This is a genomic window from Chryseobacterium bernardetii (assembly GCF_003815975.1).
Classification (GTDB): Bacteria; Bacteroidota; Bacteroidia; order Flavobacteriales; family Weeksellaceae; genus Chryseobacterium; species Chryseobacterium bernardetii.
On the sequence record NZ_CP033932.1, the window covers coordinates 4,680,276 to 4,699,965 of the forward strand.

General features: G+C 37.7%; 13 protein-coding genes. 9 read left to right on the forward strand and 4 right to left on the reverse strand.

Annotated elements, in window-relative coordinates; translation table 11 throughout:
* Positions 1-12: 12 nt before the first annotated feature.
* From EG339_RS21360 to EG339_RS21380, 5 genes are all read left to right on the forward strand, one after another.
* Positions 13-609: a hypothetical protein gene (locus EG339_RS21360; RefSeq protein ID WP_123871934.1), complete on the forward strand. Its 597-nt coding sequence runs from the start codon at positions 13-15 to the stop codon at positions 607-609.
* Between the two features lie 282 nt (positions 610-891).
* Positions 892-2,310, forward strand: a complete 1,419-nt coding sequence (locus EG339_RS21365) for a hypothetical protein (RefSeq protein ID WP_123871936.1) — start codon at positions 892-894, stop codon at positions 2,308-2,310.
* A gap of 30 nt (positions 2,311-2,340) precedes the next feature.
* Positions 2,341-8,766, forward strand: a complete 6,426-nt coding sequence (locus tag EG339_RS21370) for a beta strand repeat-containing protein (protein ID WP_123871938.1) — start codon at positions 2,341-2,343, stop codon at positions 8,764-8,766.
* 323 nt (positions 8,767-9,089) lie between these two features.
* Positions 9,090-9,509 carry a transposase gene (locus EG339_RS21375; protein ID WP_123871940.1) on the forward strand — a complete coding sequence of 140 codons (420 nt, stop codon included), beginning with the start codon at positions 9,090-9,092 and terminating at the stop codon, positions 9,507-9,509.
* Between the two features lie 74 nt (positions 9,510-9,583).
* Entirely contained in the window at positions 9,584-9,910 is a 327-nt protein-coding gene (locus EG339_RS21380; RefSeq protein WP_123871942.1) for a helix-turn-helix domain-containing protein, read from the forward strand.
* A gap of 206 nt (positions 9,911-10,116) precedes the next feature.
* Here EG339_RS21380 and EG339_RS21385 read toward each other — a convergent pair whose 3' ends face one another.
* Positions 10,117-10,662 carry a hypothetical protein gene (locus tag EG339_RS21385; protein ID WP_123871944.1) on the reverse strand — a complete coding sequence of 182 codons (546 nt, stop codon included), beginning with the start codon at positions 10,660-10,662 and terminating at the stop codon, positions 10,117-10,119.
* A gap of 521 nt (positions 10,663-11,183) precedes the next feature.
* Between EG339_RS21385 and EG339_RS21390 the strand changes: the two genes are divergently transcribed.
* The 4 genes from EG339_RS21390 (at position 11,184) to EG339_RS21405 (ending at position 16,430) form a co-directional block, all read left to right on the forward strand.
* Positions 11,184-11,417: a helix-turn-helix domain-containing protein gene (locus EG339_RS21390; RefSeq protein ID WP_123871946.1), complete on the forward strand. Its 234-nt coding sequence runs from the start codon at positions 11,184-11,186 to the stop codon at positions 11,415-11,417.
* A gap of 145 nt (positions 11,418-11,562) precedes the next feature.
* Complete coding sequence (locus EG339_RS21395; RefSeq protein ID WP_123871948.1) at positions 11,563-12,324, forward strand: hypothetical protein; 762 nt, start codon at positions 11,563-11,565, stop codon at positions 12,322-12,324.
* Positions 12,325-12,526: 202 nt separating this feature from the next.
* Entirely contained in the window at positions 12,527-14,608 is a 2,082-nt protein-coding gene (locus EG339_RS21400; RefSeq protein WP_123871950.1) for an ATP-dependent nuclease, read from the forward strand.
* 1 nt (position 14,609) lies between these two features.
* Positions 14,610-16,430, forward strand: coding sequence for an ATP-dependent helicase (locus tag EG339_RS21405; RefSeq protein ID WP_123871952.1), 1,821 nt, complete (start codon positions 14,610-14,612; stop codon positions 16,428-16,430).
* A 235-nt stretch (positions 16,431-16,665) separates the two neighbouring features.
* On the opposite strand, the gene EG339_RS21410 is transcribed toward EG339_RS21405, so the two are convergent.
* The 3 genes from EG339_RS21410 to EG339_RS21420 are packed head-to-tail and all read right to left on the reverse strand — an operon-like array spanning position 16,666 to position 19,348.
* Positions 16,666-17,571, reverse strand: a complete 906-nt coding sequence (locus EG339_RS21410) for a complement C1q domain-containing protein (RefSeq protein WP_228459663.1) — start codon at positions 17,569-17,571, stop codon at positions 16,666-16,668.
* Between the two features lie 10 nt (positions 17,572-17,581).
* Positions 17,582-18,430, reverse strand: coding sequence for a complement C1q domain-containing protein (locus EG339_RS21415; RefSeq protein WP_123871954.1), 849 nt, complete (start codon positions 18,428-18,430; stop codon positions 17,582-17,584).
* A 12-nt stretch (positions 18,431-18,442) separates the two neighbouring features.
* Entirely contained in the window at positions 18,443-19,348 is a 906-nt protein-coding gene (locus EG339_RS21420) for a hypothetical protein (protein ID WP_228459052.1), read from the reverse strand.
* Positions 19,349-19,690 lie beyond the last annotated feature (342 nt).

The window sequence follows — 19,690 nt, forward strand, 5'->3', positions numbered from 1 at the left end:
TATTGCATCAAAATGAAAACCGATTCTGAAAATAACATGATGAACCAACTCTTCTCTCTGCATTCCATTGGAGGGGGAAGATTTTCCTTATTGTTGTTACTGTTGTTCAACTTTCAGATGATCCAGGCTGTTTGCAGGAATGATGAAACCCCCTCATCAGATATGGCTACTCCATCCACTCCCTTATTCATATCAGAGGGCACTTTGGTTTCAGGAATGGAAAAAATATCTATTTCTCACCCGGCAAAGGAAAAAATAAAGAAGAGACTTAAAAGAAAAGATTCATTGGTACCCGGCAAAAGAAAACAGAAGAAAAAAGAAAACATTTCTCAGCCCGTTAAAGGCCACAATAAGACAGAATTGGCTTTCAACATAGATAATCAGTCAGAAAAATCCTTATTGGCTATTTCTGATAGCGATATGCAAATTGTAAGACCCAGTGAGAACACGATGAAATTTCTTCTGTCCTGGATTGAAAACAAACAACTTACCACCATCCACCTATTGGATATTTTTTTGAGAAAAGATTATAAAAGCCATTTCCTTTCCCATTTAGTATTCTTTCAGAATCTCAACCGCCCGCCGCCATCCTGTTACGGCTATCACTAAGAAATCACCAGATAGCTTTTATAGCGCAAAAACTTCCGTATAGCTCATCCCAATTCGCCGGTTCATCCGAAGCGAACAGGTAAGATCATTTCCTGGCTCCAAGGAAACATGATAAAGAATATTACAGATAATAGCTTCTATCATGGCTTGTGCCATCATCTAAAACTGAATAAAGTATAATGCAAACTACTGAAAACAACCTTTAAGGCTACAAATAAAATACTTGAACGAATAAAAACACATCAGGTCTTATCCTGACATACAATTTAATCCCCTTTTAAAATGAAAAAAAACACTATTCTATTGGCAACGTTCCTTATCAGCATGAATGCTTTTGGGCAAGTAGGAATCAATACAGCTAACCCGCATCCCAGTGCTTCCCTGGAACTTGCTTCCAACAACAAGGCCCTGTACCTGAACAGAGTGGCCAATACAACAGCTATTGCCAACCCTCAATCGGGAATGGTGATCTATGACCTCACCGATAAATGTGTAAAAGCATACCAGGGCAATCCTGCCGGATGGTCAGGATGTATCGTAGGAAGCAACGGACTTACAGGTACTGTAACCAGCCTCAATTGTGCCGGTGCTTATTTTACCCCCAATTATGCAACAGTAGGACAATCTTATAGCGGAACATTAACCGTTCCCTACACCGGTGGTAATGGTGGAATATATCCTTCACAAACCACTACGGTAAACGGACTTACCTTCAACCTTCCCATGGGTGTTTTTGCCACGGGAGACAGCAATGTAGTCTATACTGTCACCGGAACCCCTACCACAGCAGGAACCACTTCGGTAAATGTTACGATTGGAGGGCAAAGCTGCTCCGGAGCCAATGCCCCCTCACTTACAGTGAATCCCGCACCGGGAAATCCTGGCGGTGTATTGCCCGGAACCGTTACATTGGCACAGAACAGCCGATATTGGGTAGCTTCGGCGTATGATAACGACTACTTGCCTTATACCAAACCAACAGCACCTGCCAGCACCGCCGTCATCAATGCAGATGGCACGCCGGATACTTTGGTGGATGTACAGGGAACCATTACTAACACAGGTATCACAGTATATATCCCGGCTACGGTAACTGGAAGCGGAGGTACCGTAGCGGCATGGAGCAGCACCACTACCATTCCGGCAAACCTTACCCAGAATGGCGTAGCTACGCAGGTAACATTATCCTGGGCATCACAAACCCTTACAACGGCCAATAACAGCATTACGGCTACCATAAAAGCCATTGGAAACGATTTGCTTGCCAAGAAACTGGACATCAATGCAGGGATAGGGAATGATTATTTGGGTGTACTGTTAGGAGCCTTCCAATATCCGTACAACTCGGCTGGAAATTTCACTACTTACGAGTTGCGCGATATACCCGGTATACCCGACAGAATGTTTGGACAGATAGACAATGCAGATAAATATGAGCATAACTTCCTTTATCTACCCATACAGGCAGAGGATGGCAAAATCTGGCTGAACAACAATCTGGGGGCTAATTATGCAAATGTGGACCATCCAACCTTCAATCTTACCCAGCAGGCAACAAGTACCACAGATGTAAATGCTATGGGTTCTCTTTTACAGTGGGGTAGAAAAGCGGACGGACATGAACTTTTAGAAAGAAACATAAGTAATCCTAATTATGGAACTTTTAAAACTGGAGTTGTATATGGGCAGGTAGCAACCTAGAGCTTCCTTGATGCTTCATATCCTGAACAAATGCAGGTTTATTCTGCAGGTGGCAGTGGAGGTGCTGTGTATTGCAATATGGCAGGAAAAACAACCCCCATTACCATCTATTTCAAGATTGATCCCGCAGACCCGGCAACGCTTACCACCACAGTCACTAATTCGGGGATTGCTCCTCCAGGAGGAAACCCTACCCTGGTCTTGAACGGAGCCGGAACGATGAACAGAAATATAGTGGTAACACCTCCTGCCGGAGGCTGGCGAGTGGGAACATATGTTGTGAATTTATCAAGCAAAAATGGTAGCTGTGGCAATAGCCAGAATTATTTCATTCATATTTCAGACGGAAACCGTCCTAACGTGACCGTTCCCAATACGACAATATGTTATACGGGATCTGGTATTGTAACAGCAACGATTCCTTTACCTGCTGTATATCAAGGAATTGTTAACACCAGTTATCTTCAGGGATTTTCAGGAAGATATGATTTCACCCTGATTTCTAAGCCGGCAGGAGCGGCCAATCCTGTCTATGAAGCCAATAATCTCAGAACATTTACCAATACCTCCACCACGATAAGCAACCTGGATAAGCAGGGAGAATATGTCTTCAAGATAAAAGCAGTTCCGAATGCAGGAGGGGTAGATCCTGGCTTCATTGATAAAGAGTACGCCTGCTCGGGAACTTCCCCGGAGGGCACATTCTCCATATTTGTATCCCCTCAGGTAAATGCCAATGCAGGATCTAATCAAATCCTGGAAATAGGGGCAACACAAGTTTCTCTTAATGGAAATAATCCGGGAGCGGCATCCACAGGCGCATGGACCTTAGTTTCAAAACCAGCCGGAGCCCCAGATCCTACTATAGGTAATCCATCCTTATATAATACTAATGTTACAGGGCTTACCAGCTCAGGAACTTATACTTTCAGATGGACCATTACCACAGGTACCTGCACCAGCTTCAGTGACTTAACGGTCAATGTTTCCACACCGGCTCCGGGAGGGGTTGTAGCAGCAGTTTGGTATAAAGCAGATGCCATTACATCATCAGACAATACCCTGCTGAACCAATGGAATGACCAAATGGGTACCGGATATAACCTTTTACAGGCTAACACTACCTTACAGCCTACTTTTTCCAATCAGAATACCCTGGCTAATTTTAACCCAACGGTAACCTTCAGTTCAACAGGGCACGCAACCACACAAGGAGGCTTCATGTCTGCCGATCCAGGGACTGGGAAGGAAATCATAGACCGTGCAAAAGGAAGTATTTACATTGCCGGTAATATGAACACGTTAGGTGCAGCCGGATTGGCTGGGTTCGACCAGAGCATGGATTATCCTGGATTGCACATTTCCAATAATGCCACTACAGACAAATTATTGTTCTATACGGCAGGAAGCGGCTATACCACCCTATCCACAAACTTATTTGCAGACAAAAAACCATTCGTAGCAGGCTCTTCATGGCTGAATGCTGCAGGATCCACCACATCAAATCCGTTGGCCAAGGTTTGGCTGGATGGCAATGAATCTGTTTACAACAACACACTCGGAAACGTAAATACAGGAAATACTGCCCGTATTTTTAGAATTGGCCGTGATACCAACTGGGGAAGCCATGATGGACAGATGAATGAAGCCATTGTGTTTGCCACTCCGCTTACAGCACCGGAAAAAAGCCGTGTAGACTCTTATCTGGCTGTTAAATGGGGAACAACCCTTATAGGTGATTATGTAAATTCCAACAACAATATTGTCTGGAACGCCTCCCCTACATACCAAAACAATATTCTGGGTATTGCAAGGGATAATCTTTCGGCTTTATATCAAAAACAGTCCCGAAGTGAAAATCCTAACCAAAAATTAATCATTGGAGCCGGAAATTCATTGGCAAGCACTAATGCAGAAAATATCAATACACTGACAGACGGACAATTCTTTCTTGCAGGAGATAATGGCTTAAAACAGGCACTGAATACACCATTGACCTATACGGCAGGCTCCAACGGAGCGACCAACTATCGTTTCGAGTCCATCTGGAAAGTACAGAATACCAATACCGTAGGGATCGTAACAATTGCATGGCCTAAAGGAGTAGACAATCTGTATTTGGTACAGTCCTCTGATGAAACCTTTGATGGAACTGATACCTTTACTCCAATGGTGACGGAAGTTACGGTAAATGGTGTAGTATATAACACTGTAAATGTAGCATTGGCAAACGGGCAGTATTTTACTTTTGCAGGCTATCTACATGCTCCAGGAGGAGTTGTTTCTTCTCTTTGGTATCGAGCAGATAAAAAATTGACTCCTGCAAGTGGAGCGGTAGCTTCCTGGACAGATTATTCTTCAGGTGCAGTAACCATAACACCCAACTTAGCTACAACCACATCAGCACCTACAGCAACAGATGGAACTTCGCTAAAATTAAACTTTAACCCAGGGGTTACATTTGTACCAGCAAATGCCTTGGGGAATTCATCTATATTGAATGCCGTTTCCAGCACCAATTATTCAATATATACAAGCACCACACCAGTTACCGGATCTGGTTATGACAGAGTTGTGGGACTTAATTATTCGGCACTTACTGGAGGTAATAAGTATGACAGTCCAGGAATTGCAGCCGTTAATATTAACATGAGGGATAATACATCAGGTTCTCATATCAATGCGGCTGTAGCACCGGTTGCAGTTCAATATGCACAACTAACCAATACAACCATCGTAAGGAACAGCTTCACCAACAATCAGTTCCAAAGAGCCCTGAATGGTGCGGCAGTCAGTTCCACCATGGCCATGAGTCCACTTACCACTTGGCCAGACGGAGGAATCCTATTGGGAAGAAACGCGAATGATGGCGGGGATGATAATGGTACAGGAATGACCATGTCTGAAACCATAATTTTTGACAAAGCGCTCACACCAAACGAAATCAACAGAGTAGATTCTTATTTGGCCATAAAAGGAGGTATCACTCTCAATGTTGCCAATACTCCTAGTTATCTAAGCAGTAATTCCACTTCTGTATGGACATCCGGAAACAATACGGGATATAACAACAATATCTTTGGTATTGCAAGAGATAATACCTCTGATTTGCACCAAAAGCAATCACAAAGTATAAATGACGGTCAAAAGCTGATTATTGGTGCAGGAAATTCATTGGCGAATACCAATATTGACAATACCAATTCCTTAACGGAAGGTCAATTCCTGATGACAGGTGACAACGGCCTTAAACAGATCCTGAACACTCCATTGATATACACGGCAGGGTCCAATGGAACCGTAAATAATCGTTTTGAAGCCATTTGGAAGGTACAGAATACCAATAGTGTAGGAACCGTTACCGTTGCCTGGCCTAAGGGAATAAAGAACCTATACCTGGTACAGTCTGCCAATCCTGTCTTTGATGCAACATCTACCTTCACCCCAATGACGGCGGAAACCACCGTAAATGGCGTGGTATACAACACAGCCAGTGTAACTCTAGGAAATGGGCAGTTCTTCACCTTTGCTGGTTTTGTTCAGGCTCCAGGAGGAGTTACAGGTCCTGATTTCTGGGTAAAATCCGATGATGCTGGAACCATGGGAACGGCTTGGAAAGATCATTCAGCCAATGCGGACGACATTCCGAATGTAGGTGGAGTAATTCTATCACCAGCGGATAGAAGCCATAACTTCCATCCATATACTACGGGATACACCGCTTCCAAGTTCTTCTATAATGCCAATTCGGTAATGAATCCTTTAGGAAATGTTGAGCTGCCTGGTTCCAATCCTTCCATCTTCTCGGCAGTACGACCAACAGTAGCCAACGGAACCGGACGTATCGTAGGAATTGATGATGATACCAATGCTTCCGAACCGGGAGTTTCTATTGCCAACGGGAAACCAAGACAGTATGAATTTTTCAATACGACAACTTCTTCCGATTTCTCTACAGCCTTCAATATTGGTGTTTCCAATGTATTTTCGGCAATTGCCAACAATACGGTAGCCAATGGTGGAACTTCCTCTATTGCCGGAGGAGAGAAAAGATTAGGACTAAATGGTTCCTATGAATCGTTTTCCGGTTTTGCTGCAGCCAATAAATTCCAAATATATGGCAGAAACCTTCGAATAGGTCATGCCGGTTGGGATGCCCCTGGAGCTTTCCCAGGGGATATCATGGAAGTTGCATGGTATAACCGTACACTCACAACCAATGAGCAATCAAGGATTAATTCTTACCTTGCTGTAAAGAATGGGGTTACCCTGAATGAGAATTATCTTGCCACCAACAGTAATGTGGTATGGGACAGAACCAACAATACCGGTTACAACAACAATATCTTCGGTATTGCAAAAGACGATTTCACAGCCTTGCATCAAAAACAGGCAGGAAGTGTGAACAGCGGACAGCAACTCTTGATTTCCACAACAGGTTTGGCCAATAGCAACGCCAACAACAATACAGGTTTGGCCAATGACCTACAATTCTTGCTTACCGGAGACAATGGCTTGAAGCAAGGTCTCAGCGTACCACTTTCTTATACCGGAGGGTCCAATGGAACTACCAATTATCGTTTCGAAGCCATCTGGAAGGTACAGAATACAAACAATGTGGGAACAGTAACTGTGGCATGGCCAAAAAGCGTGAAGAATCTTTACCTGATACAGTCGCCAGATAGTACTTTCGATGGAACGGATACCTTCACCCCAATGACTACGGAGGTAACGGTAAACGGACTGGTATATAACACAGCCAATGTAACCTTAGGAAACGGACAATTCTTCACTTTTGCAGGTTTTGGGCTTGCGCCTGGTGGAGTTATAAATAATCTTTCCTATTGGTATAGAGCAGATAAGGATGCCGCCAATACAGGAGACGGAACGGATGTTACGGCATGGACAGACCAGTTCTCGGGAACTACCTCAGCACAATTGGGAACCAATGCCCTGCCAAAATTCAAGTTGGGTGCTTCCAATTATTTCAACTTTAATCCTGGAATTAATTTTACAGCAAACAGCCAGACAATTGGAAATGTATCGGTAAGAACCTTCACCAATAATATGTATGATATTTTTGTTCTTACCAAAGAAGGGCTTTCAAATCCAGGTAACAATGCCAGAATTTTCAGCTCGCTGCTTGATAATTCAAAACTAACCGGAAGTATTGATTACTGGGATGGTTTCGGAGATATGTATGACAACCGTACAGAAAGGGTAAATGCAGCACAAAGCTACAGATACCTTGCTAATCCTGGCCCAATAAGGTCTACTACAATTCCAAGTATCGTATACCATAATCTTTTCAATACAACAACAGGAAAAGGTATTAACGGAAATGCGGTATCGATGAGTAACACACATACTGCAATTGGCTTTTTGAATGGTGGACACGCTTTCGGTTCTACACAGATTGGGGCCAACAGTAGTGATAACGGAGGTTTTGTAGGAAACCTGGGAGAAACAATTGTTTATGGAGACGGAAACCTTAGTGTTACAGAAAGAAGAAAAGTTGATTCTTATCTGGCCATCAAGTATGGTATTACGCTGGGGCAGGTGAATACAGACCATTATGTTGCTACAGATGGAGCAATTGTATGGAATGGTGCCACCAATACCGCGTTCAATAATAATATCTTCGGGGTATCCCGTGATGATATAGAGGCATTTGAGCAGAAGGTATCTAAAAGTGTTAATGCCGGAACAATCCTTACGGTGGCTACCATCAATGATTTTGTTAATCCGAACCAAAATGCGGCACGTACTGGGTTTGCGAATGACAAAACCTATTTCATGCTGGGAGACAACAATGTTACCGCTACGCCTCTTGTTAATATCACAATTGCCGGGAATACCCTGAAAAGGGTTCAGAGAACATGGCTTTCCCAACGTTCAAATACTCCCGGAGGTTTATACTTTGAGGCAGATTTTTCTGCTTACGGAACTACCTTTTCAGCCGGAAACAATATCCAGATGATTGTAGCGGATGATGCTGCCTTTACAACCAATGTAAAAACAGTTAACGGAACATTCACAGGCGGAAAATGGGTATTCATGAATGACTTCAATGCAGATAATGCTTTAAGGTACATTACGTTTGCCGAAGGGAAAACTTATTGCTATAAGCCAGGTGCTGTTGCTACTACCGGTAATCCTGCATTACCTTCAAAAGCAGGAATTACCGCTCTTGGAAGAGCCGGTTCAGGCTCAGACAACTGGCCAATGGTAAGAAAAGGAGGCTGGCTTGCACTGGAAGCGAAGACCAAAGGCTTCGTTCCCAACAGGGTTGCATTTGATGCATCAGGAAACCCGGTGGGTATTCCGGCAGCTGACTTTGTTGAAGGAATGATGGTGTATGATACAAGCAATAAATGTATGAAGATATATACCCTTAAGGAAGGGGATGCAGCCATGGCATGGCATTGCATCTCTACACAAACTTGTCCGGATTAATCAAAAGCAGGTTTTATAATTGATAGCTTCTTAGCTCTGGGAAGTACAGTACAGAACAGAGCTAAGTCTATCAATTTTAATGAATTGAATAATGAGCTTCTAAAGCCAGTATTACAACGAATGTGTACATTACTATTAAACAACTCAGCATTATGAATAATGCTTACAACACTTAGGCCCTGAAAACTAAATCATGATAAAAAAATGGTAGCCAATACCATGTCAACAATATTTTAATTGTAAGGCATCTGGTAAAATCAATGCCATCCGGGTATTGTTTTTCAGCAATCGCCTTCTCTTACTTTTTAAAAAAAATACAGCTTATGAATTCAAATTTTAAAAATATTCATATTGGAAAATTCATACAACTGCGGGTTAACGAAAGCAATATTGATTTACCCCGCATCTGCAACTTTATGAAATGTACAGAAACTGAAATTAATGAAATGTACACCCAGGAAAATCTATCCACTGAAGTTTTGCTGAGATGGAGCAAACTGCTTGAATATGATTTCTTCAGGCTATATTCCCAACACCTGATCCTCTATGCTCCCCCTTCTGCCCCTTTCCGGGAAACTGAAGCTTCAAAACTTCCCCGTTTCCGGAAGAATATTTATACCCGGGAAATGATAGACTTTATTCTGGAACTGATAAACAAGCAGGCAAAGACCAAGCGGCAGGTGGCAGATGAGTATGGGATTCCTTATACCACCTTATGCAAATGGGTAGCAAAATACAAATAGCAGCTTCCTGTAACCAGTAAAAAAACAAAAGTATCACAACCGGATCACCGCATCCGGAATTTTAAAATAGTACAATGAAAAAGCAAAGCCAACCTAACTATAAACGAATCTATTCAGATATCATTGATCTGAAATTTCCTCATAAAAAAGCAGAATGCGAAAAGTTATTAGAAAAGAAAATGCTAACGGCTTTAGACATCCTGGAACTTAATAACAGAATATTTGGTACAAAGGACCAGGACCTTAAAAAAATGAATCAAAAACTCCGCTCTTACAATGAGGAAGATATTCTCCGTATTCTTCAGTACCAAAAAAATCATAACATGAATAACCTTCAGGTAGCTGAACGTTTCGGATTGAGCAGGAATACAATGACCAAATGGCGAAGACTGTTTCAGTAATATGCCGTCTTTAATTTTTAATATTAGGTAAGGAGCTCTTTTCAGAGCTCCTTTTTTATAAAACTGTTTAGGATTATTTAACCACTTAATTTTTTTAGGGCCAGGCATTATGCATAATAAGTGAAACTAAGTTTTGTGAAAATCTTTATATGAAGGAACAAGCCATTCTACAAAGTCCGGGTAAAGCTTTATGTATTCCAGCCTCCTTATCCTGAATGGGTACCAGCCGTTTTCTTTGCGTTCCTTCTTTGAAGTATAAGGTGTGCCGCATCCAGCATTTTAACCGTATGGATATAAGGCATAACGATATTCCTTTCCGGCAGATTTTCATAGACGCCCATTGAGAAATAGACGATTCCGGACATAAAATAATCAAATTCTTTGAGGGTGTATTCCCTGAATGCTTTTTTGAAAACCAGCAGAGGATTCCGGTATTCCTTCTCCGAAAGAAGGCCAAGAACCCACGGGGAAATCTTTTCCGGCCGGGTATCAACAGTCCATTTCCTTTCTTTCAGCATGATGAGATACCCAGCCCGGATCAATGACCTCATCGACTGATGGAACTCAAAGATCACCGCCGGATCTTCATTGTTCCAGCTATTTCTCTTTACTGCATAATTCATAATATTGCTGAGTCTTTCTTTGGAAACATCCAGATCATTGAACTGAAAGAAAGTTTCCATCATCCGCAATCCGGAGCGCTTCCTGCCCTGCCGGAACCGGGGATCAAAATCTGTATTTATCTTTTTCATTATTTGTATTTTCCATACTTTATGGTGTCTGCTTTTTTATTCTTCTCCTGTTGTTAAAAAAACTGTACAGGAGGAAGTTTTGCTCAGCTTCCTGCCTGCACAGGGGTAAAAACTTATGAAGAATTTGTGTTTTTCAGAATGCCCGAAGGCCGCAATGGATTGTACACTCCATTGTATCATATCATGATACTTTATGTAAGGAAGCAGCTTAGAAAAAATGTAGAAAGGCTGAACAGCATAAAATAAAAACGGCATGGACTCTACATTATCCGCCCTGAGGTACTGGTATACCTTACACACAGATAAGAGAGCCCACGCCTAGGTCGTGAGCTTCCTGCTTATCGTCTCGTGTGTCTAAAAATTACCAGTTTTCGGGCGAGATTCTAAGCAATAGCTTCTATTGTTCTTTGAAGTATCGCAAAGCTACTTTATTGTAGCTTATTGTACAAATATAGGAAAAAGAATTTAATTACGATCGATCGACCGTGTTTTTTTATTATTTAATTATTTCATTTGTTTCTATGACAGATATCAACGAAAAAATTTGTTCATACATTACAAAAAAATGGCTAATTCCTTGGCTTCAAGAAGGCAAGTCACAAACTTCTTTTGCAAAAAATCATGGTGTTGAAGAAAGCACTATTAGAAAAATAAAAAGTGAAGAAACTTACAGAATACCTGTTGAAACACTTTTTAAAATATGTGAAGCAAGAAAAATTAGTTTATCTGATTTCTTTAAACTTATAAATGAATAATCCCGATGAAAGTTGGGATTTTTTGTGATGAAATTTTCGAAATCTTAATAAATTCCGTGAAAGTACTGATTGAAAATTTTAAGAGGTTTTTTATTTTTGGTGTTTACAGTAAATTAAAATCATTATCGATACAATACACTTAAATATGGAAAAAAATTTCAGAAATATACTTATAGGACTTTCAATATTTACGCTTTTATTATTTTTTATAGATTCATATTTTGATATTTCTAATTTGGAAAAAGATCAAAGTATAATCTTCGATTCTGATAAATTGCAACAGTACGTTCGAGGATTGGCACTTTCTTTATTAATCCTTATTATTACAATAGCTATTATTGAAATTTATATTAGAAATCTTCAAGAAATTAAAAGAAAAGAAGAAAGAACCGCACAATTAAATAAAGCTATAAAACTATTAGTATTATCATTAAAGGCTTATCAAAAAAAATTATATTTTTTGTTATACGATGACTCAAGAAAAGACATGATAAATTACTCTCCAAATTTTCCTTTTAAATATCTGGCAAATATTTTTGATAAAAATATTAATTTAAGCAGCACCTTTTTAATTAAAACTAGACTAAAGGATTATAATTATGCTTATAATCAATTTAAATCAGAACTCTGGTCAGTTTATTTAAATAGCAATCTACCAACAAATAGTAATTTATACATTATTTTAAACGAATTAGTAGAGAATTTAGAAGAGAATGAAAACTTTGAAAGCCTAATGGATTATTCTCAAAATCCTAAACTTCAAGAATTTACTTTAAACCTAATTCGTGAATCGAAAGTCAACATTGAAGTAACAGCTAGCAATGCGCTGAATCCCTATATATATCTATATAAATCCATCAATTCTATTTTAAATTTCAAGGAAAAAATTGAAGAGATTATAATCTAAAAAATAAAACTGTTTTATTTCCTCAACTCGCTGAAGTCTCCTAAATTTGGATATTACTTTCAAATAAATAGTAATTAAATTGTTATAATAAATCATGACAAGATTTTGATTTATATTTTATGGAAATCCGTAATGAGATTTTTTGTCCTCTTACTATTTTTATATTTTATAAAATACTAAAACCTATTTCCAATATTTAAACATGAAAATAACTAAAATTTCAGTCACCAACTTTCGTTTATTAGATAATATTTCAATAAATATAGAAGATGATATAACATTAATTGTTGGAAAAAATAACACTGGAAAAACTTCTCTTTTTGAAATCATTAACTTATTTCTAGGAGGAAAATATAAAATTTCCTTTCATGATTTTTCTCAAAATAGTTATGAAATTTTTGAAAATTGTTACAAAAAATTTAAAGATGAATTACTTGTTGAAGCTAACGAAGTTGAACGAAATCGACTGGAAAAAGAAATTATCCTGAATATTCCCAGAATCACACTAGAAATAAAAATTGAGTATAATAAAAATGAAGATTCTCTAACAAATATAAGCGACTTTATATCTGACTTAGACGATTCAAAAACAGAAGCAACAATACTCTTCAAACATGAACCTAGTGATACAATTAATCTTTTTAAAACATTTCATAACAGAGTAAATCAAGATATAAAATTAATTGAATGGCTAAATGAAAATATTACTGGATATTATTCCACACGTCTTTTTGGAGGAGATAATTTAATAGAAGATAATGTTTTAAGTAGAATTTCAAAAGTTTTATATTTTGAAAGTATTCAAGCATCTAGAAAATTAGATGATATTAAGACAGATAAGAATAGATCATTGGCAGTTGGCTTTTCAGATTATTATCAAAATGTTCATGGTGATCAGGATACTGATGTTGAAGCGCTTAAAAGTACTTTAAAAAAAGTATCTACTGAATTAGATGGAAAATATGAAAAAGTACTTAAAAAAATTCTTGAAAAGCTTAAATCATTCGGAGTCGATAAAGAAATTAATATTCCTGAAATAATATTGAAATCTAAATTTGATCCAGAGAGCATAATAAAAAATAATATAAAATATTTTTACAAAAATGGTGATATCGAACTTCCTGAAAACTATAATGGATTAGGATATAGTAATCTTATTTTTTTGGTTTTAAAAATTGTTTCTTTTATCGAAAATTTCAAAAAAAATAAAGCGAAGCATGAAACTGAAATCTTAACTATTCTTCTTGAAGAACCAGAAGCGCATCTGCATCCACAGATGCAACAAGTATTTATTGAACAAGTGAGAGAAACTATTGAAAAAGCTTCTTTAGAAGACAAAATACAAGTACAATTAATTATCAGTACTCATTCTTCTCACATGATTGCTGAAGCTGGTTTAAACGTGAAAAGGAGTTTTGAAAGAATTAGATATTTCAACAAATTCAAAAAAGATGGGAAGAATTTTATTGAAGTTAAAGATTTTAATGATTTTAAACATAAAGAAACTGACAAAGATACATTCAGGTTCTTAAAACAATATCTGAATTTAAATAAATGTGATTTGTTTTTTGCAGATAAAGTTATTATGGTTGAAGGTATAACAGAAAAGCTTTTAATGCCATTGTTTATCAAGAAAGTTGCTAAAGAATTGGAAAATGAGTATGTATCAATTATTGAAGTGGGGGGAGCCTATACTCACAAATTTAAAGAATTTTTTAAATTTTTAAATACAAAAGTTCTTATTATAACAGATATAGATTCTGTCGATTCTATTACAGGCAAATCTTGTCACGTGTTAAAAACTGATGCAATCACAAGTAATTCTACATTATCTATATGGCTTCCTAGGAAAACAAAAATTATAGAGTTATTGGAATTGACTCATGAAGGAAAATTGGATGAATCTAAGATTATTAGAGTGGCTTTTCAAATTGCTGAAGATAATGAAATATTTGTTGCAAGAAGCTTAGAAAATGCAATTGTAAATTGTAATCAAACATTTTTTAAAAGCAAATACTCTTCTGAGGAGGGTTTGGAATTAGATGTTCATAAATGCTTTTCATATCAAAAGCTTAAAAACTTAGATGATTTAATTTACATGGATACAGAAAGGGACCAATCAGAGGTCGATCCTTCATCTAAACAAAAGACAGATTTTACTTTTGATTTGATGACTTTTGATGAAAAAGGCACCACTCTTGAATGGGAAGTTCCTAAATATATTAAAGAAGGCTTGGAATGGTTAGCAAAAAATGACCACATAGAAATTATAAAAATTGACTAGTATGACAGCATTTGACGAAGTAAAAGAATGTATTGAGAAAAAATCGAGTTTTGTTGTTGAAGCTGGTGCTGGTTCAGGTAAAACATATTTATTAATCCAAACATTAAATCATTTAATTGAATTGCAAGGTGATAATTTGAACTTAAATAATCAAAGTATTATCTGTATTACATATACCAATGTTGCGAAGAATGAAATTATTGAAAGAATTGAATTTAATGAGCTGGTTAATGTATATACAATTCACGAATTTTTATGGCAATCTATAAAACAATTCCAAAAACAACTTAAAATTGAATTATGCAGACTCAATGAAATAAGATATCAAAAAGACGTTGATAATGATAAAGATTCTAAGTATATTAAAAGCTTAAAAGACCGAGTTAATAATATTGAAACAGTATTTTATAATGATTCCTCTTTTCGTGATTTTGAAAAAGGAGAGTTGCATCATGATGATGTTATCGAATTGGCTAAAATGCTTTTTGAGAATTATTTTTTATTAACATCAATTGTAGCACAAAAATATCCATATATTTTTATAGACGAATACCAAGATACATCTTTAGATACAGTACAAACTCTAATAGATTTTTTATTAAAAAGGAATGAAAAATCTATAGTATTAGGTTTCTATGGGGATTCTCATCAAAAAATTTATGATACAGGTGTTGGGAATCTGGAAAACTATTACGGAGGAGAGAATAAAACTTTAACCTTAATTAAAAAAGAAGAAAATTATAGATCTTCAAAAGAAGTTGTAAAGTTACTGAATAGCTTTAGAACAAATATTGAACAGAAGCCTCAAAAAGAAATACAAGGTTCAGTTAAATTTCTTTATTGGAAAAATCATCCTGAAAAGGCAGGGAAACAAAAAGTAACTGAATTTGAAAATTCATTAAAAATTCACAAAAATAATTTTTACGATAAAGTTGTAAATAAATTAATAGAACAAGGCTGGGTTTTTAATTCGGAATTAGACAAAATTCTTGTTCTAGCAAACAGTCGCATAGCAGAAAGAGCTGGTTTTTCGAATCTTTACAAATTGTTTTCTCAAAGATTCGGACAATCAGTTAAGGAAAGGCTTTTAGACAGAAATCATATTCTTATAAGGTTAGTTGCTGGTTATGTTGATAAGAAAAACTCTCAGGAAAGACCAGTTGGGTTAGAACATTTATTGATTTATTGGAATCAGAACAACCATAACGAAGTAATTCGATTTATTAAGAAAAATGGTACTCTATTAAGTGAATTCAAGCATTATAAAAAGAAAATAATATCTGAAACCTTAGATAATTTAAATAATACTAGAAGTGAAAAAACAATCAAAGAAGTTTTAAAAATTGTATTCGATAAAGAAATAATTTCATCAAATTCTTTTAATGAATATTTAAAAAGGATAGGTCAAGATTCAGGAGAACTAGACCAAGATTCTCAAGAAAGAATTGAAAAAGATAAAAAGTTCTATGAAGCTTTTATAAATCTACCATATAAAGAAATTTTAAATTTCTGGAAACATATACAAAATGAAACTGTCTTTTCTACCAAGCATGGAACCAAAGGTGACGAATATAGAAACGTTTTAACTGTAATCGATGATACCGAGTGGAAACAAGAATATAACTTCAATAATTTTTTTAATGACTCAGAAGAAAAACCAGAAAGAAAATTACGCACACGAAACCTTTTTTATGTAGAATGTTCTAGAGCAAAACAGAATTTAGTTGTGTTGATGTTATCTAAAATTGATGATGCAGCACTCGAAAATATAAAAAAATGGTTTGGGCATGAAAACACAATTGATTTACAATCTTTTATTTAAACTCTCTATATGTAAATCTCCCAACTTCGTAGCAAGTTTAAAAAAAATCCCAACTTTCGCTGAGGTTTTAAACAAAACAAACCGCCCTCCAAAGTTTACTTTTGAATATCACATTAGAATTTAATTAAGCACCATTCCTTCAGTTTCAATAAAAAAGGCCGGCTGAGAAATATTTCCCAGCCGGCTGCTTTTCCATTTTATGAAAAATAGTGTATACTTAAAGATTTGTGTCTTTTTACTGTTCTACAATGGTTAATGAATTGTACACTCCACTGCCTGAGATATCAAACTGGCTTACCGTACCGTCAAATGCTACCGTAATCCAGGTGAATGGTCTTAATTTATCTCCTTTATTCAGATAAACACTTACTGTACAGGCAGAACCTACAGGTACAGCATTAGGGCTTATCCCGGTATCAGACGCATATCCGTTATTGGTTTTTACCCTTTGAGTAATGGTTCCAGCGGGGTTTCTTACTTCCCATATGGCTTCTGTCTGGTTATTTCCGCCGGTATTTACCTGGCTGGACTGTAATGCGAAAGTAAAGGTTGCAAAATATACTCCGGTTCTGGGCGCAATAAATTCTCCTGTAGACGGATCAAAATTATTGGTAGGAACACCAGAATCAGAATCCAGTTTCTCTGTCCAGTTGGTTAAATATGAAGAACGTCTCTGCACAATTCCGGATTTGGGTCCTATTTCTGAGGGCGTTCCGCTTTCAAACAGGTAGGTATCCTGAGTCACCTTATTGGCCATAACAACAATACGGGGCTTACCTTTCGGGAAAAAACTTACCCAATTGGTACCGTCTGAAAATTCCAGATATCCTTTTACCCCAATGGCGGGGCTGGCCACATACCGTAAAGCTCCGGCACCAGCCTGTACCGCTGTTTTGTCTGTATTTCCCAATGCAACCGCACCATTGGTTCCGCTGCGTAAATCTACAGCAACTTTAGGATTGGCAACCAGTACCCCTATCTTACCCGTTTTATCAATAATTACTTTGCCGGCATCCGTTTTTACTTCAACGGGATTGGCAGGATTGTCTACCCCCACCCCAATCTGAGCATTACCCTGAACCCAGAAAAACAGGGGAATAAATGCTGTTGCCAGCTTCTTTATTGTATTATGTTGTATCATGATTGTATTTTTATAGTTCACTAATGCTCAGGTTATTCAACTTACCGTCATTAAGGGTATTTCTTGCAGAACCTATATTGTGCTTAACGCCGAATTTAATGGTATTTCCTGCTTTAAGGTTAAAGATGGCGTTGCAGTTTCCACTTATAAAGTTACTTACTGTACCCGCCTGGAATGCAGGATAGGAATTCACCGTTTTATAGGTCTGGATATTCTCTGTATTGCGGTCACTTTCTATTGAGGTCTCTATAAAAGTATTTTTCGGAATAGTACCATTAGCTAAAGTAATGTTGAAAGATACCAGGTAAAAACCATCACGGGGAGCCGTAAATATTCCGGTAACAGGATCAAAATCTCCGTTCGGTAATGTTCCCAGGTCTACAGTTTCAGTCCAGCCTGATATATAGACCGTAGAACCGCTTCCAATACTCTGAGCTGTACTCTTGCTGGCATTTACAAGGGCTTTGGTAGGAGCTGTAAGAGGCAAGGCAATCCATTGTTCTCCATCAGAATATTCCAAAAAGCCATTTGCATTATACCGTATTGCACCGCCACCGGCTTCAGCAGGCGTTTGCGTACCGGTTCCCAAACCAATAAGCCCTTTGTTATCTGAAGAACGAAGATCTACTTTGGTTACAGGGTTTAAAACACCTACCCCCAGATTCCCGTTTGAATCTACAACTACGTCATTAGACAGTTTTAAGGCATCAGGAGTAGATCCGTCATCCTTTGCAGCATCAATCTGCAGAGGCTGCGTAGGCTTATCCGTAAAAAAACCTACCTGGGCAGATATTTTACCGGAAGAAAAAAATAGAACACAAGCTATTAACTGATAAGCGAAACTAGTTTTCAATTTCATAATAATCTATTTTTAATGTTCTATAATGGTTAAGTTGTTAAATCCATCATCAGGGTTTGCAGGATCTGCAGGGTTAGTAGTAACTCTGAGAGCTACAGAACCGCTTGATATCAGGTTATGCCAAAGCCTTGCAGCTACCTTTGTACCGGCCAGTAAAGTAAGGGTAACGGTACTTGAGCCTCCTGCCTGGGTAGAGCGGGTAGCACCTGCATCATCAGCAGTACCGGTCATAGACTGCCCGAAAGTTTTGTAAACGGATGCCAGTACGGTACCGGTAGTAGTATTATAAAACTGTGATTCTACTCGGGATCCGTCATTAATAACAGCACCATTAAAGTTAAATGTTAAGAGGAATGTATAAGTACCATCACGGGGAGCCGTAAAAGTGCCGGAAGTAGCATCAAAGCTATTGCTCATATCCCTCACCACATTCCAGTTATTAATAGTAGTGGCTGAACTTTGTGTGATGGATTGGCTGGTTATTTTACGGGCTACTACCACTGCTTTTTGAGGCGCTATATAGGCTTTATGCCAAACCAAACCATCTGAAACTTCAATTTTAGGCCCTACAGGAATATTGGCAACGTCATACCTCACCGCTCCTGCACCAGCTTCTACAGCAGTCATTGTAGTTGTACTGAGCCCCAGCGCATTCTCGGTTCCTGAGGATCTCATATCAAGTTTTACCAGAGGGTTAAGCACCCCGGCACCTATGAAACCTGTTGTTTTGTTAATAATAACATCATTGGCTGCCTGCGCTGCTGTTGGGGTTCCTGTAGCCGCATTATCTTTAGCACCATCTACATGTAAAGCTCCCTGAGGGTTCCCTAATCCAATACCTACTTGGGAAAATAACAGATTCACAGAGGAATAAAATACTCCAGAAAAGAGTATCAGAAAACGTATCCTTTTTTTCATTTGTTTGTTTTTATGGTTAGAATTATAGTAAGTCCGGAAAATACTGTTACAGCTTTATAGAACTAGTATTTCCAATAATTACAATATTTCCTGTGAATTTAAAATGCCTGGCTGTATTTATAAGATATGCGCTGTTTAGGCATTTTAAGTTTGGGTATAATAATTTTGTGTTTTTATATTTTAACTGCACAAAAATAGTATATCCATCTAATATACAACAGGTTACCAAGTAGATATACTTCGAAAACAAATTAGATTTTACTCTATAAATAACTGAATCATCATATGGATTAGCTCCGGAAGCCCGTTTCCCTTTTATAGATAGGCTTTCCCGGAGATGCT

Bases quoted from the DNA above. Each gene is read 5' to 3' on its own strand.
- EG339_RS21410 (WP_228459663.1), bottom strand. From the start codon at position 17,571: ATGATACAACATAATACAATAAAGAAGCTGGCAACAGCATTTATTCCC.
- EG339_RS21380 (WP_123871942.1), top strand. From the start codon at position 9,584: ATGAAAAAGCAAAGCCAACCTAACTATAAACGAATCTATTCAGATATC.
- EG339_RS21420 (WP_228459052.1), bottom strand. From the start codon at position 19,348: ATGAAAAAAAGGATACGTTTTCTGATACTCTTTTCTGGAGTATTTTAT.
- EG339_RS21390 (WP_123871946.1), top strand. From the start codon at position 11,184: ATGACAGATATCAACGAAAAAATTTGTTCATACATTACAAAAAAATGG.
- EG339_RS21415 (WP_123871954.1), bottom strand. From the start codon at position 18,430: ATGAAATTGAAAACTAGTTTCGCTTATCAGTTAATAGCTTGTGTTCTA.
- EG339_RS21400 (WP_123871950.1), top strand. From the start codon at position 12,527: ATGAAAATAACTAAAATTTCAGTCACCAACTTTCGTTTATTAGATAAT.
- EG339_RS21375 (WP_123871940.1), top strand. From the start codon at position 9,090: ATGAATTCAAATTTTAAAAATATTCATATTGGAAAATTCATACAACTG.
- EG339_RS21385 (WP_123871944.1), bottom strand. From the start codon at position 10,662: ATGAAAAAGATAAATACAGATTTTGATCCCCGGTTCCGGCAGGGCAGG.
- EG339_RS21360 (WP_123871934.1), top strand. From the start codon at position 13: ATGAAAACCGATTCTGAAAATAACATGATGAACCAACTCTTCTCTCTG.
- EG339_RS21405 (WP_123871952.1), top strand. From the start codon at position 14,610: ATGACAGCATTTGACGAAGTAAAAGAATGTATTGAGAAAAAATCGAGT.
- EG339_RS21365 (WP_123871936.1), top strand. From the start codon at position 892: ATGAAAAAAAACACTATTCTATTGGCAACGTTCCTTATCAGCATGAAT.
- EG339_RS21395 (WP_123871948.1), top strand. From the start codon at position 11,563: ATGGAAAAAAATTTCAGAAATATACTTATAGGACTTTCAATATTTACG.
- EG339_RS21370 (WP_123871938.1), top strand. From the start codon at position 2,341: ATGCAGGTTTATTCTGCAGGTGGCAGTGGAGGTGCTGTGTATTGCAAT.